The sequence below is a fragment of the Halomonas sp. PBN3 genome (assembly GCF_000475415.1).
GTDB lineage: Bacteria > Pseudomonadota > Gammaproteobacteria > Pseudomonadales > Halomonadaceae > Halomonas > Halomonas shengliensis.
Genome location: NZ_AXCA01000020.1, coordinates 1 through 12,656 on the forward strand (window position 1 = coordinate 1; position 12,656 = coordinate 12,656).

Annotated in this window: 17 protein-coding genes; 12 read left to right on the forward strand and 5 right to left on the reverse strand. The window is 64.8% G+C overall.

Features of this window, described 5'->3' with window-relative positions; genetic code table 11:
• The coding region (locus Q673_RS36675; protein WP_023004562.1) for a hypothetical protein at positions 1 to 1,019 on the forward strand (1,019 nt) is incomplete at its 5' end.
• A gap of 122 nt (positions 1,020 to 1,141) precedes the next feature.
• On the opposite strand, the gene Q673_RS20850 is transcribed toward Q673_RS36675, so the two are convergent.
• The gene (locus Q673_RS20850) at positions 1,142 to 1,774 is read right to left on the reverse strand and encodes a hypothetical protein (protein WP_023004563.1); all 633 of its coding nucleotides are present in this window, start codon (positions 1,772 to 1,774) and stop codon (positions 1,142 to 1,144) included.
• 34 nt (positions 1,775 to 1,808) lie between these two features.
• Entirely contained in the window at positions 1,809 to 2,795 is a 987-nt protein-coding gene (locus Q673_RS20855) for a hypothetical protein (RefSeq protein WP_043524078.1), read from the reverse strand.
• A gap of 286 nt (positions 2,796 to 3,081) precedes the next feature.
• On the opposite strand from Q673_RS20855, the gene Q673_RS20860 reads away from it, so the two are divergent.
• The 4 genes from Q673_RS20860 to Q673_RS20875 all read left to right on the forward strand — a co-directional run bounded on the left by Q673_RS20860 (position 3,082) and on the right by Q673_RS20875 (position 7,483).
• Positions 3,082 to 3,540 carry a molybdopterin-dependent oxidoreductase gene (locus Q673_RS20860; RefSeq protein ID WP_023004565.1) on the forward strand — a complete coding sequence of 153 codons (459 nt, stop codon included), beginning with the start codon at positions 3,082 to 3,084 and terminating at the stop codon, positions 3,538 to 3,540.
• Positions 3,540 to 5,294, forward strand: coding sequence for a sensor histidine kinase (locus Q673_RS20865; RefSeq protein ID WP_023004566.1), 1,755 nt, complete (start codon positions 3,540 to 3,542; stop codon positions 5,292 to 5,294). Before Q673_RS20860 ends, Q673_RS20865 begins: the two co-directional genes overlap by 1 nt.
• Positions 5,281 to 6,354, forward strand: coding sequence for a response regulator (locus Q673_RS20870; protein WP_023004567.1), 1,074 nt, complete (start codon positions 5,281 to 5,283; stop codon positions 6,352 to 6,354). Before Q673_RS20865 ends, Q673_RS20870 begins: the two co-directional genes overlap by 14 nt.
• Positions 6,355 to 6,427: 73 nt before the next feature.
• Positions 6,428 to 7,483 carry a nucleoid-associated protein gene (locus Q673_RS20875; protein ID WP_023004568.1) on the forward strand — a complete coding sequence of 352 codons (1,056 nt, stop codon included), beginning with the start codon at positions 6,428 to 6,430 and terminating at the stop codon, positions 7,481 to 7,483.
• 25 nt (positions 7,484 to 7,508) lie between these two features.
• Here the strand turns inward: Q673_RS20875 and trxC are convergent, their stop codons facing one another.
• Positions 7,509 to 7,946, reverse strand: a complete 438-nt coding sequence (gene trxC, locus Q673_RS20880; protein WP_023004569.1) for a thioredoxin TrxC — start codon at positions 7,944 to 7,946, stop codon at positions 7,509 to 7,511.
• A 104-nt stretch (positions 7,947 to 8,050) separates the two neighbouring features.
• Complete coding sequence (locus Q673_RS20885) at positions 8,051 to 8,254, reverse strand: hypothetical protein (protein ID WP_023004570.1); 204 nt, start codon at positions 8,252 to 8,254, stop codon at positions 8,051 to 8,053.
• Between the two features lie 62 nt (positions 8,255 to 8,316).
• Between Q673_RS20885 and Q673_RS20890 the strand changes: the two genes are divergently transcribed.
• The 4 genes from Q673_RS20890 to Q673_RS36390 all read left to right on the forward strand — a co-directional run bounded on the left by Q673_RS20890 (position 8,317) and on the right by Q673_RS36390 (position 9,869).
• Entirely contained in the window at positions 8,317 to 9,198 is an 882-nt protein-coding gene (locus Q673_RS20890) for an NAD(P)-dependent oxidoreductase (RefSeq protein ID WP_023004571.1), read from the forward strand.
• Positions 9,199 to 9,262: 64 nt separating this feature from the next.
• Positions 9,263 to 9,529: a BrnT family toxin gene (locus tag Q673_RS20895; protein WP_023004572.1), complete on the forward strand. Its 267-nt coding sequence runs from the start codon at positions 9,263 to 9,265 to the stop codon at positions 9,527 to 9,529.
• A complete protein-coding gene (brnA, locus tag Q673_RS20900; protein ID WP_023004573.1) occupies positions 9,516 to 9,746 on the forward strand; it encodes a type II toxin-antitoxin system BrnA family antitoxin in 231 nt (76 codons plus the stop codon). Before Q673_RS20895 ends, brnA begins: the two co-directional genes overlap by 14 nt.
• Positions 9,747 to 9,782: 36 nt before the next feature.
• Positions 9,783 to 9,869, forward strand: a complete 87-nt coding sequence (locus Q673_RS36390; RefSeq protein ID WP_268744272.1) for a hypothetical protein — start codon at positions 9,783 to 9,785, stop codon at positions 9,867 to 9,869.
• On the opposite strand, the gene Q673_RS20905 is transcribed toward Q673_RS36390, so the two are convergent.
• Complete coding sequence (locus tag Q673_RS20905; protein WP_023004574.1) at positions 9,857 to 10,177, reverse strand: cupin domain-containing protein; 321 nt, start codon at positions 10,175 to 10,177, stop codon at positions 9,857 to 9,859. The two genes, Q673_RS36390 and Q673_RS20905, sit on opposite strands and share 13 nt — an antisense overlap.
• Positions 10,178 to 10,257: 80 nt before the next feature.
• Between Q673_RS20905 and abiEi the strand changes: the two genes are divergently transcribed.
• The 3 genes from abiEi (at position 10,258) to Q673_RS20920 (ending at position 12,654) form a co-directional block, all read left to right on the forward strand.
• Entirely contained in the window at positions 10,258 to 10,797 is a 540-nt protein-coding gene (abiEi, locus tag Q673_RS20910) for a type IV toxin-antitoxin system AbiEi family antitoxin (protein ID WP_023004575.1), read from the forward strand.
• Positions 10,787 to 11,716, forward strand: coding sequence for a nucleotidyl transferase AbiEii/AbiGii toxin family protein (locus Q673_RS20915; RefSeq protein ID WP_023004576.1), 930 nt, complete (start codon positions 10,787 to 10,789; stop codon positions 11,714 to 11,716). Before abiEi ends, Q673_RS20915 begins: the two co-directional genes overlap by 11 nt.
• A gap of 83 nt (positions 11,717 to 11,799) precedes the next feature.
• Positions 11,800 to 12,654 carry an AAA family ATPase gene (locus Q673_RS20920; RefSeq protein ID WP_023004577.1) on the forward strand — a complete coding sequence of 285 codons (855 nt, stop codon included), beginning with the start codon at positions 11,800 to 11,802 and terminating at the stop codon, positions 12,652 to 12,654.
• Positions 12,655 to 12,656: the final 2 nt, after the last annotated feature.

A 12,656-nucleotide genomic window follows, 5' to 3' on the forward strand; every position in this document is an offset into this window, starting at 1 on the left:
GCAGCGAGTTCGAGGTGGACTGGGAGGGCCCCGACAATCCCCGGGACTACATCACTATCGTCCCCGCCGATGCGCCGGAGGATGCCTACGAGAGTTACCAGCGCACCAGCCGCGGCACGCCGCTTTCGCTCACCGCCCCGGATGCCCTGGGCTCCTACGAGGTGCGCTATGTGGTCCAGCAGTCCAAGCGGGTGCTGGCCAGCCAACCGGTAACCCTGACCCCGGTCAGTGCCCATGTGAAAGCGCCTGAGGAGATCCCTGCCGGCAGCGAGTTCGAGGTGGACTGGGAGGGCCCCGACAATCCCCGGGACTACATCACTATCGTCCCCGCCGATGCGCCGGAGGATGCCTACGAGAGCTACCAGCGCACCAGCCGCGGCTCGCCGCTTTCGCTCACCGCCCCGGATGCCCTGGGCTCCTACGAAGTACGCTATGTGGTCCAGCAGTCCAGACGTGTGTTGGCCAGCCAACCGGTAACCCTGACACCGGTCACGGCCTCGCTGATGATAAGCGAGCCCATCGTGCCCGGCGGCGAATTCGAGGTGAAGTGGCAGGGCCCAGACAACCCCCGGGACTACATCACCATCGTCCCCGCCGGGGCCCCGGAAGACGCCTACGAAAGCTACCAGCGTACGAACCGAGGATCACCGTTGACGCTGGCGGCACCGGAGGCCCCGGGCGACTATGAGGTACGCTATGTGATCCAGCAGTCCCGGCGCGTGCTGGCAAGCGAGCCAGTCAGCGTCGGCGCCGGTGAGGTCAGCCTGAATGTCGAGGGCAGCGCCGAGGCGGGAGGCGTGGTCAATGTGGCTTGGCAAGGCCCGGGACGCTACGAGGACTTCATCCAGATCGTGGCGGCCGATGCCCCCGACGATGCCGAGGCCATCCGCGAGGCCCGCGCCAGCCAGGGCAGCCCGCTGCAGATGTTCGCCCCTGCTTCCGCGGGTGAGTATGAACTGCGCTACAGGGCCAGCGACAGCGGAGAGATCCTGGGCCGCCAGCAGTTCCAGGTGAAGTAGCCGCCGACACGGCCCGCACTTCAGTTCCAGCAACACACGACAAGCCCCGGCAGAGTGGCCGGGGCCTGTCGTAGTTGATCTCACCTTGGTGACAGAAACTGCCCACCAAGGTGAGATCAAGGCTAACGGGCTGCCTGCTCACGCAGGGCGTCCAGATCCCACGCCTTGAGCAGCGCCACTGCAGGATCACTGGACTCCAGCCGCTGGCCATCGACCTGAACCAGGATACGCCCATCCATCAGGAAGGAGACCTCGGCATTGCCACGCTCCGGGTCCCACTTGAGCAGCGCCGAGTCACGGCCGATGCGGATACGCTCCATATTGGGCTGGGCGGCAATCAGTGCCGGATTGTTGAACATGGCCGACATCGCCTGAATCATGGGGTTGTCGATCATCAGCTTGGCGGTCAGCCGCCCTTCTCCACCCTCCTGCTGGTACTCACGCTCCAGCATGCTGCCGCCGCCGCCGAACATCGCCGCGGCACCGCCGCCACCGCTGGAGGCTACCTCGGCGGCACTCCAGCCCTCGGGAGGCGCCGGGAAGGTCTCGCCGATGCGCCCCGCCATCAACTCGCGAATATCGCTGATGGCGAACTCCAGCTCGGTGATCGCCGCGCCATACTCCTGCTCCTGGTAGAGCTCCAGGCCCAGTTCGATCTGCTCCGTGACCTCATCCGACTGACCCATCGCCGCGGCCGAAATGCCCAGGGAGGCGACAAAGACACCGCTCATCATCCAGGTCATGCTGTTGTTCATGATCCACTCCTATGTGGAAGGTTACGGTTCGCGATTAAGTGACAGCGGGTGATGCTTCTTTCCTGCCGCCTTGGGGCGCGCTGGCCTCCACCGCCCTCTCCTTGAGGTGGCGGAACTTGCTGGACATGCCATCAAGCCGCGCCTCCCACTCAGGATCGGGCTGCTGGCCCTCGATGGCCTTGAAGTAGGCCTGCATCATGCAGGTTATGGCGAAGGGCTCGAGCACCGCCACCTTGACGCTCCAGGCGAAGAGCAGCGCCATTACCACACCGGTAGCGGACCAGCCGCCGGGAATCAGGTAGGCCACCAGCGCCGCCGGCGCCAGCATGACCAGGAAGATCACGAAGGATAGCCCATAGACGATCAGCGCCAGCCAGGCGGCGTTCTTGAACATTGGCTTGAGGTTCTGGCCATAGAGCACCAGACCGTCGCGGGAGGCACCCCAAGGGTTGTCGGCCCGAGTGCGAAAGCTGTAGGCGAGGATCACCTCGTCAATAAAGCCCACTGCGATGCGCAGGAACATCTGTACGACACGCAGGAACTGCTGTGCCCCGGGAACCGGCAGCACCCCAAAGACGCCGCGCACCAACCCGGTCAGCGTCCTGAGCACACCCTTGATCAGTTGGTCCACGGCGAACAGGGCGCTAGCCTGACCGAAGCGCTCCTTGACCGAGGCCGTGGCATGCTGGATCTGGCCGCGCCCCTGGGGCAGCGACTGGCCTTCGAGCAGCTCCACCAGCACCGCGATATGCCCCGCCTTGACCATGTAGAGCAGATACTCGCGCAGCACATACATGATCACACCGACGACGCCGAAGCCGATGGCGCCACCCCAGAAGGTCGTGGCCGCCCGGAAGCCTTCATCACCGAAGCCGCCGATGCCCCAGCCAACACCGGCACCCACGCCAGTCATCAGAACATAGGCCAGGGCCACGCCAAAGTAGACCGCCAGCCGAAAGAGCAGGAAAGGCAGCGTCTTGACCATCAGCCCTATGGATTGACCGATCCGAAAGTCCCACATGGGTCCCCCTATTGCGTAACCAGATAATCAGGTAACGACAGGCTAGATGAGGATCGAGCCGCCGGCCCCCTTCATCCGAACGGGACACGGCACCGACCGGCTCTCGAGCGCCCCATCCATTTAAAGGGGGCAGCTTGGCACTGCCGACGCTAAGGTGGTGATTATCAAGAGACGCATGCCAGAGCATCGTCGACTCATCACTACAGGGGTCAAGGGGGGGCCGATGTCATTCAGGCACTTGCTTACCATCACGGCACTGGTTGTCACAGGACTAGCCGCCTCGGGAATGGCACAGGGTCAGCCGGCCGAGCTGCCGCCCCCCGAGGGGCGCCCCTTGCTGGAGGTGACCGGCAATATTGGCCAGACGAACCGGGGGCACGTGGCCCTGCTCGACCGCACTCTGCTCGAGACACTGCCCCGTCACGAGCTCGCGACCTCGACCTCGGTGACCGACGGCGTGAAGCACTTCGAGGGGTTCCTGATGCGCGATCTGCTGGAGTGGATCGGCGCCGAGGGTGATACCGTCGCCGCCATGGCCCTGAACGACTATCTGATCGAGATTCCCCTGCAGGATTTTCACGCCTACGACGTGCTGGTGGCCGATACCATGGATGGCGAACGCCTGACCCCCCGCGACAAGGGCCCGCTATGGATCGTCTATCCCCGCGACCAACACCGCGAGCTGCAGGACATCCGTTACGACTATCGCTGGGTCTGGCAACTCTATCGGCTCGAGATCCGCTGATGGCGTCACGTCGCTCCGCCCTCGTGCTTCCCGCGGTGGCGATTCTTGCCTTCGCCATCTTTCTGGGCTTCGCGCTACTCAGGCTGTTTCTGGTCGAACAGGATATGCGCGACAACGTCGACGAGAACATGCTTTGGGTGACCACCCAGGCCCAGGTGGCTAGCCACCGCTTTGATCAGGCCCTGAGCCGCCGGGCGCTGGGCTCGGGAGATCAGGACCCCGAGCTGCGTTTCGATATCTTGGTCAGCCGCCTGCGGCTGATGGATGATGGCCCTCAACGGCGCTACCTGCGTCAGGTGGGCCTGGAAGCCTCCCTGGACAGCACCCTGACCCACCTCGATGCCATCGACACCCTGCTGGCGGCCGGGAGCCCGGGGGCCGCGAGGCTCGTCGCCATCCAGACGGAGCTCGACCCGTTAATGTCCACCCTCAACCGCATTGCCACCGGGGTCATGAAGGAGGAGTGGGAGAGCACCGGGGCACGCCTGGATACTTATCGCACCAGCCTGATCCAGGTCATCGCCTCTGTGGTGGGCATTCTGATCTGCGGGCTACTGCTGATCGGGCTGTTGATCCTTGCCCTGCGCCAACGCCGCGCTGCACAGCGGGCTTTGATGCAAGCGCGAGACCACCTGGAGGATGAGGTGGCACACCGCACCCGGGAGCTGGAGACCGAGCGCCAGCGGGTAGTTACCGCCATCGAGACGGCACCGGACGGGTTTGCCGCCTTCGATGCCCTGGGACGCCTGCAGCTGACCAACCCCAAGCTGGGCGAGCTGCTGCCTCTGCCCGTCGAGACGCCGCCCACTCTCGACGCCCTGCTGACCCATATCCGCCAGCGGGCGAGCCGTGAGGAGCCCACTGCACAGACAGTCGACCAGGCGCCCGACGACGAGATTCAGTGCGACCTGGAGCTTAACGATGAGGGCTGGCGTCAGCTCACCGTGCGTCCTACCCCGGAGGGGGGACACGTGCTGCGGGTTGCCGACATCACCCGCTATAAGGCCGCAGCGAGCACTCTGGAGCGATCGCTGCAGCGGGAACGGGGCGTCAGCGAGTTCTATCGCAGCTTCGCGGCCATGGTCTCCCACCAGTTCCGTACCCCTCTGGCGGTGATCGACTCCGGCCTGCAGCGCCTGCAACGCCGCCATCGACGCTTTACGGCGGAACAACGCGACGAGCGCTACGCGCGCCTGCGTGAGGCGGTGGCCCAGATGACCCGCCTGGTAGAGTCATCGCTGACGGCGGCCCGCCTCGATGGTCACCAGGTAGAGGCGCGACCAGCGTGCCACTCCCTGGCAGCCATCGTCGACCACCTCTGCCGCCTGCAGGCCGAGGCCGGCGGCAACGACCGACTCGCTGCCCAACACGCCAGCCCGGCGGCGCTAGCCTGGTGCGATCGCGCGCTTACCGAGCAAGTGCTGGCCAACCTGGTCTCCAACGCCCTCAAGTACTCGCCCGCCAGTCAACGGGTGGAGATCACCACGCTACGGGAGGGCGACCGGGCCCTCTGCCGGGTTCGGGATAGCGGCCCGGGTATTCCCCGCGTCGAGCAGGATCGTCTGTTTGAGCGCTTCTTCCGCGGCCGCACCGCCTCGGGCACCGAGGGTATCGGCCTGGGGCTCAATATTGCCCGCCACCTGGCGCGCATCCAGCAGGGGGATCTCGAGGTCAGCTCCCGCCCCGGCGAGGGCACGACCTTTACCCTGCGCCTGCCAGCCGCCCCGGAGGAGAGTGCGGATGATCAACACTGAACGCCCCCCCTTGATCCTGTGTGCCGAAGACCAGGAGGACCTGCGTATCGATATCTGCGAGGAGCTCCGCGAGGCCGGCTATGCGGTGCTCGAGGCCGGAGACGGCGAGGCAACGTTGCAACAGATGGATGCCAGCTCGCCAGACCTGATCCTGTGCGACATCAATATGCCGGGCCTCAACGGCTATGATGTCCTGGCGGCAGTACGTGAGCGCCGCCCACACCTGGCCGATACCCCTTTCATCTTCCTGACCGCGCTCTCCGACCCGCGAGACGTGGTCGATGGCAAGCGACTCGGCGCCGATGACTATCTGGTCAAGCCCATCGACTACGACCTGCTGCTGGCCACCGTGGAGGCACGACTGCGCCAGGTGAGGCGCATGCGCACCAAGTCCAACCATGAGTTGCAGGAGCTGCGGGAGGCCATGGCGGCTCTCCACCAGAAAGCCTCACAACAGGCCTTCCAGGCGGCCACTCGCGCCCTGGACCTGATTGCTCCCGGCATGGTGCTGCTCGATAGCCAGGCTCGCATCACTTTCGCTAATCAGCGCGCGCAACAGCTGGCAAGAGAAAGTGACGTGCTGGCATTGAATGCGACACTTTCGGCGAGTGGGTCTCTGGCCCGTCGCCTGCGCGAATGCATCACGGCGGCGACTCGGGCCAGCCGGCAGGAGGAGGAGCCGGTCTTCTCCCTGCGTCTCCCCCATCGACCGGGAGATCACGGCCTGCTGGTACTGATCTGCGCCCTGGGGCAAACGCCGGATACCGCCGGGACCGAGGCCAGCGTGGTGGTGCTGCTGTCGGCGCCGGACCAGCGCCCCACCCTGCCACGTGGGGTACTGGCCAGCCTGTTCGGGTTGACCCCCACCGAGACCCGTATTGCGCTGGCCTTGCTGGAGGGGCTGCGCACCGAGGAGATCGCCGAGCAGATGAGCGTTTCCCCCACCACCGTGGCATTTCACCTGCGCAACCTCTTCCAGAAGACAGATACCCATCGCCAGGCCGACCTGATCGCCCTGCTGATGGCCGGTTCGATGACCGCCTATCTCGAGGGGCGCTGATGCGACATCGCCTATCGACAAGGCACAACGACAGGTATCATCCGGCTCCTCGTCCACCACCGCGGGAGCCCCCATGCCGATTCTCAACGCCATCGTTCATCGCATCGAGAAAGCCGGCGACGCCCCGGCCCGCCTGCTGGCAGCAAGCGAGCCTCTGTCCGCCTCGGATACCCTGGAGGCCATGCTCGAGGGCCTGACGCGGGCCTACCACGCCAAGAGCAAGGCCTGGGGGCACTTCCAGGACGTCGAGTTCGACACTCAAGGCGATGCCGAGGCGGGTGACGTCACCGAAGGCAACGCAAGCGACGAAGGCGGCGGCTCGGTACTGGCCGCGGAGATCACCGACTACCTCGCGGATAAGCGCGACTTCGTTACCCTGACGCGCGGCATCGCCGAGCGTCTGGCCAGGCTGCTGGACGACCACCTGTCAGCCTCCGGTGATCTGCTGGTGCTGGACACCCGCTTCGGCGATGCGCGCTTCCTGACCCTGGCCCTGCTGCACCATCGCGAAGGATTCGCCATCGACGACGCCCTGCGGCCGGTGCCGGCGCGCCAGCTCAACCTGACCCAGATGAGCCTGGCCGCCCGGCTCGATGTCAGCCAGTGGCAGGCCGGCGACTCCCGGCAGTACCTCTCCTGGACCCGCGAGCGCGGCGGCAAGGCCCTGGCCGAGGGGTTCGCGGCGCTGCTCGGGGCGGTGGAGGGCGTCGATGCCCCGGGCGAGACCCGCACCCTGCTCAAGGCTTTCAGCGACTATGTGGAGAAGGAGGACCTGGCGGAGGAAGCCAGCCGCGAGAAGACCGAGACGCTGGTCGACTACGCCAGCGACCAGGCCAGCCGCGGCGAGCCGATCACCCTGGAGGAGCTCTCGGAGCTGCTCGACGAGCAGCAGCCCAAGGCCTTCTACGACCACATCCGTAACGCCGACTACGGCCTCTCCCCCGAGATCCCGCCGGACAGGAAGACCCTCAACCAGTTCAAGCGCTTCACTGGCCGCGCGGGCGGGGTCTCGATCAGCTTCGACTCCCACCTGCTGGGCTCCAGCGTGGAGTACGACGAACACAGCGACCGGCTGATCATCAAGCAGGTGCCCAAGCAGTTGAAGGAGCAGCTCAAGCGCCAGGGATAGCCGTGTGCCTCCCTGGCAGCAGTACTCACACGAGGTGGGGCTGCAACCACTGACGCAGCTGTGACCCCTGCATCGCGCCGGCCTGGCGTGCCACCTCGCGCCCGCCCTTGAACACGATCAGGGTGGGAATGCTGCGGATGCCGAAGCGCCCGGCCAGGGCCTGTTCCGCCTCGGTATCGAGCTTGGCGAAGCGCATGCGCGGCTCCAGCTCGCGGGCCGCCTCGGCGAAGATCGGTGCCATCATCTTGCAGGGACCGCACCAGCCGGCCCAGAAGTCGACCACCACCGGCAGTTCGCTGCGCTCCACCAGGGCCCGGAAGTTGGCCGCGGTCAGCGCCACCGGCTCGCCGGTGAAGAGCGGCCGCTTGCACTTGCCGCAGGTGGGGCCGTCGCTCAGGCGTGCCCGGTTGACACGGTTGACGGCGTGGCAGTGAGGGCATCCCAGGGTCAGGGCTTCGGACATCTCGCGCTCCTCGCAGAAGGGACCTGATGAGACTATGGGCTCACAGCGAGCCGGCCTCAAGTGGTGGCTTGCCGCAGCCCGGGCAGCCTCTCACGTGGATAGCATCAAGGGTGTTGCACCTCGACGACCAGGTCGGGCGAGAACAGGGGTGGGTCGAACTCGTCGGGGTAGCCCCCCGGGTTGGCGATCACGCGGGCCCCGGTGGCCTCCAGGTCCACCGGCTCGTGCACATGGCCATGCACCCATAGGTCCATGCGCCCCATCAGACGCGGCAGGTGGGAGGCGGCTAGCATCGGCTTGCCGGTCATCGCTTACCACCGCATCATGAAGGCCGCCTCAGGGCGGCCTTCCGTTTGCCAAGGAGAGTGATATGCCCCACCTCACGCTCGGCTTCATCGGCCTCGGCCTGATGGGCGACCCCATGACTCGCCGCCTGTTCGACGCCGGCTTCGAGGTCACCGTCTGGAACCGCACCCCCGCCAAGGCGGAGGCGCTCGGCGAGGCCGGTGCCAGGGTGGCCGGCTCCATTGGCGAGCTGGTGCAGGACGTGGATGTGGTGATGCTGTGTCTGGCCAACACCGAGGCGGTGGAGGCCGTGGCGTTCGGCGACGGCGGCGTGGCAGAGCATGGCGGCCACGGCCAGACTCTGATCGATTTCTCGAGCAGCGACCCCGAGGCGACCCGCGACTTCGCCGCGAGGCTCGCGACACGGTGCGGCATGGCCTGGGTCGACTGCCCGGTCTCCGGGGGCGTGGCCGGCGCAGAGGCGGGGAGCCTGGTGATGATGGCCGGTGGCGAGGCGGCGCGGATCGACGCCCTGCGCCCGCTGCTCGCCCCGCTGGCCTCGCGGGTGACCCATATGGGCCCGGTGGGCGCTGGCCAGGTCACCAAGGTGTGCAACCAGATGGTGGTGGGCTGCCAGGCCGCGGTGCTCGCCGAGATGGTGGCCCTGGCCGAGGCCAGCGGCGTGGAGGCCGGCCGGTTGACCGAAGCGCTGGCCGGCGGCTTCGCGGACTCCACACCCTTCCGGCTCCTCACCCCACGCATGGCGGCCAGCGACTACGCTAACCCGCCCTGGCACCTGCGCACCCTGCTCAAGGACCTGGACATGGCGGTGGCCCAGAGCCGCCGCAGCGCCAGCGCCACCCCCATGAGCGGCCTGGCCGCTCAGCTGCTGCGCACCCATGCCGCCCGCGGCCACGCCGAGCATGACCCGGCGACCCTGGTGGAGGCCTACCGCCCTCGACACTGAAATATTCCCTCACCTGCTCGAATGAGGACTTTTCGGAGGGGCCAGAAAGGTATAATTTCTACTCATGGCCAACTTCGAGTATGACCCTCGAAAAAGCGAGGCGAATCGAGACAAACACGGCATCGACTTTGTCGAGGCGCAGCGGCTTTGGCAGGACCCAGACCTGCTCGAGATTCCGGCAAGGTCGACGGATGAGCCTCGCTACGTGGTAATCGGCAGGATTGGTCAGAAACACTGGTCCGGCATCATCACCTACCGCGGGACACGAATACGCCTGATCTCTGTCAGGCGGGCCCGCAGCAGAGAGGTTGAACTCTATGAAGGCGACTGAGCTTGACAGGCGCTTCGATGACGGTGACGACATCACCGACGAACTGGATCTGGACAACGCCAGGCGCCCCCTCAGGAAACAGAAGCGCGTCAATGTCGACTTCCCTACCTGGATGATCGACTCCCTGGATCGCGAGGCAGCTCGCCTGGGGGTGACACGGCAGTCGATCATCAAGATCTGGCTGGCCGAGAGGCTCGAGCAGCATCACCCGCATTGATCCCTGAAGCCCGGATCCACCATCGGCGCAGCCTTTCTGCTCTCCGACCAGGCGGGCTTCATCAACGGCCAGAACCTGGTGGTGGACGGTGGCATGACGCGCAAGATGATCTATGCCGAATAGTGCACCGCCAGCCAGACGGTAGCCTGCTGGGGATCCGTCCACTTGACGCGATGTCGGCAGTGCACCGGGATCGTCAGATGGTCGCCCGGGCCCAGCGCGACCTCCTCCCCCGAGGCGAAGGCCAGCACCGCGCGTCCCTGCAGCACCGTCACCCACTCATGCTGTGGCTGGTCGTACCAGTCCTCCTCCGGCGAAGTGTGGCCCTGCGAAACGATGCGCTCGTTACGCACGTCCTTGCCGGCGGCTAGCTCATCGAACTGCTCGGCTTCCATGATGCCTGGAGGCAATGCAAAGATATTGTGGCCCATGATGTCTGCTCTGGGGTGTGAGGTTGCCAGCCAACTAGTCTACAACTAGACTACATACAAATAGTCTAACTGTAGACTTGATGATGGACTACAAGACGGCACAGGTACGCTTTGAGCACTGGCGTCAGCTAGGGAAATACATCTTCCTAGTTCGAGACCTGGCCAAGCTATTCCCTGAAGATAGCCCCAAAACACGCAAGGAGGGCCTCAACCGGCTGGTCAAACAGGGCTTGCTGGTGCGTGCCTGCCGCGGAGTATACGTCTACCCACATGGCGATGGAGGCGATATCCATATCCTCGAACGCATCGCCACCGCCTTGCGCCGAGGCGAGTACAACTACGTCAGCCTGGAGTCTGCCCTATCGGAGTACGGTGCCATCTCCCAGATTCCGCTTGATCGATTGACTATCATGACGACCGGACGCAGCGGGACCTATCGAACCCCCTTCGGCACTATCGAGTTTACACATACCAAGCGCCCCGTGCGTGAGCTCCTGTTGCGCATGGTGGATGCTGGGCGACCCCTGCGTGTTGCCACTCGCGAGGCGGCCTGGTCCGACCTCAAGCGTGTAGGGCGCAACTGCCACCTGGTCGATATGGAGGCCCTGCATGCGGATTGAACCCGAAGATTTCGAAACACTGGTGGAGAGAGCCATGCGAGCCAGCGGGCTAAAGGCCATGCGCCCGGTGATCGAGAAGGAGCTTCTGCATTACGACATGCTCTTCGCACTCGACCAGGAGGGCCTGCTCGAGAACCTCACGTTTCAGGGAGGCACCTCGCTGCGACTCTGTCACGGCGCCTCACGATTCAGCGAGGATCTGGACTTCGTTGGTGGCCGCCAGTTCGCCTCCGCGCAGATGACTGATATCAAGCGATGTCTCGAGCATTACGTCGGGAAACGGTACCAGTTGACGGTTAACGTCAAGCAACCTGCCGAACTACGGCAGGAGCCGCAGTATGCGGATGTGCGAGTCGATAAATGGCAGTTATCCGTGGTGACGGCTCCGGCACGCCGCGACATCCCCCGACAGCGCATCAAGCTGGAAATTGCCAATGTGCCAGCCTATACACGCGAGCCTCGTGCCCTTCATCTAAATTACGACTTCCTTCCGGACGGTTACCGCGACACACTGGTAATGATGGAAACCCTCGACGAGGTCATGGCCGACAAGCTGGTATCGCTGGTCAACAACCAGCGTTATATCCGCCATCGAGACATCTGGGATCTCGCCTGGCTAGCCCAACAGGATGCCAAGGTCGAGGTCGATCTTGTCCGTAGAAAGCTCGAGGATTACGGAGTGGAACATTACCTCGAGAAGGCCCGGAAGCGACAGGCTCAGCTTGCTGACATCGTGCAGAGCCGTCCGTTTCTTGATGAAATGCTGCGCTTCCTACCTCAGGCGGTTCTGGAACGCACGCTATACAAGGCCAAGTTTTCAACCTACCTCGCCAATACTGTCGCAGAGCTCATCGACCGGGTAGTCCAGCAACTAGATAGTGGTAGGATCACGGAGCCTGACTCGCCGTTCCCCATGTAGGCCGATATTTGTCCCCGCCCCGACCCTTCCGTACACTCGTTCGAATTCCTTCGACCCGCTGACGACAAGCCGAGGCATGCCCCATGGCGTTTGATTCCACTTCCACCTATGTGGCCACCGAGGCCCTCAAGCAGGCGGTCAATGCCGCCGTGACCCTGGAGCGCCCGCTGCTGATCAAGGGCGAGCCGGGCACCGGCAAGACCCTGCTGGCCGAGGAGCTGGCGGCATCATTGGGCACCGAGCTGCACACCTGGCATATCAAGTCCTCTACCAAGGCCGCCCAGGGGCTCTACGAGTATGACGCGGTCAGCCGCCTGCGCGACTCCCAGCTGGGGGTCGAAGGCGTGGAGAACGTCGCCAACTACATCAAGCCCGGCAAGCTGTGGGACGCCTTCACCGCGGAGCAGCGGGTGGTGCTGCTGATCGACGAGATCGACAAGGCCGACATCGAATTCCCCAACGACCTGCTCCAGGAGCTGGATCGAATGGAGTTCCATGTCTATGAGACCGGCGAGACCATCCGCGCGAAGCACCGCCCGATCATCGTCATCACCTCCAACAACGAGAAGGAGCTGCCCGACGCCTTCCTGCGTCGCTGCTTCTTCCACTACATCGAGTTCCCCGACCGCGAGACCATGCAGGCGATCGTCGACGTGCACTTCCCCGAGATCGCCCCGAAACTGGTCGGCGAGGCGCTGGAGGTGTTCTTCGACCTGCGCCAGGCCCCGGGGCTCAAGAAGAAGCCCTCCACCTCGGAGCTGGTGGACTGGCTGAAGCTGTTGATGAGTGACGAGCTCGCCCGGGAGGCGCTCTACCAGCGCGACCCCGTCAAGGCGATCCCGCCGCTGGCCGGAGCCCTCGTCAAGAACGAGCAGGATACGCAGCTGCTGGAACGGCTGGCCTTTATGATGCGCCGCCAGGGCAACGCGAGGCGCTGAGC

What these genes read in the sequence shown, in the direction of transcription:
- Q673_RS20890 (WP_023004571.1), top strand. Translation starts at nt 8,317, where the DNA reads ATGCCCCACCTCACGCTCGGCTTCATCGGCCTCGGCCTGATGGGCGAC.
- abiEi (WP_023004575.1), top strand. Translation starts at nt 10,258, where the DNA reads ATGATGGACTACAAGACGGCACAGGTACGCTTTGAGCACTGGCGTCAG.
- trxC (WP_023004569.1), bottom strand. Translation starts at nt 7,946, where the DNA reads ATGTCCGAAGCCCTGACCCTGGGATGCCCTCACTGCCACGCCGTCAAC.
- brnA (WP_023004573.1), top strand. Translation starts at nt 9,516, where the DNA reads ATGAAGGCGACTGAGCTTGACAGGCGCTTCGATGACGGTGACGACATC.
- Q673_RS20920 (WP_023004577.1), top strand. Translation starts at nt 11,800, where the DNA reads ATGGCGTTTGATTCCACTTCCACCTATGTGGCCACCGAGGCCCTCAAG.
- Q673_RS20855 (WP_043524078.1), bottom strand. Translation starts at nt 2,795, where the DNA reads ATGTGGGACTTTCGGATCGGTCAATCCATAGGGCTGATGGTCAAGACG.
- Q673_RS20865 (WP_023004566.1), top strand. Translation starts at nt 3,540, where the DNA reads ATGGCGTCACGTCGCTCCGCCCTCGTGCTTCCCGCGGTGGCGATTCTT.
- Q673_RS20870 (WP_023004567.1), top strand. Translation starts at nt 5,281, where the DNA reads ATGATCAACACTGAACGCCCCCCCTTGATCCTGTGTGCCGAAGACCAG.
- Q673_RS20875 (WP_023004568.1), top strand. Translation starts at nt 6,428, where the DNA reads ATGCCGATTCTCAACGCCATCGTTCATCGCATCGAGAAAGCCGGCGAC.
- Q673_RS20915 (WP_023004576.1), top strand. Translation starts at nt 10,787, where the DNA reads ATGCGGATTGAACCCGAAGATTTCGAAACACTGGTGGAGAGAGCCATG.
- Q673_RS20885 (WP_023004570.1), bottom strand. Translation starts at nt 8,254, where the DNA reads ATGACCGGCAAGCCGATGCTAGCCGCCTCCCACCTGCCGCGTCTGATG.
- Q673_RS20895 (WP_023004572.1), top strand. Translation starts at nt 9,263, where the DNA reads ATGGCCAACTTCGAGTATGACCCTCGAAAAAGCGAGGCGAATCGAGAC.
- Q673_RS20850 (WP_023004563.1), bottom strand. Translation starts at nt 1,774, where the DNA reads ATGAACAACAGCATGACCTGGATGATGAGCGGTGTCTTTGTCGCCTCC.
- Q673_RS20905 (WP_023004574.1), bottom strand. Translation starts at nt 10,177, where the DNA reads ATGGGCCACAATATCTTTGCATTGCCTCCAGGCATCATGGAAGCCGAG.
- Q673_RS20860 (WP_023004565.1), top strand. Translation starts at nt 3,082, where the DNA reads ATGGCACAGGGTCAGCCGGCCGAGCTGCCGCCCCCCGAGGGGCGCCCC.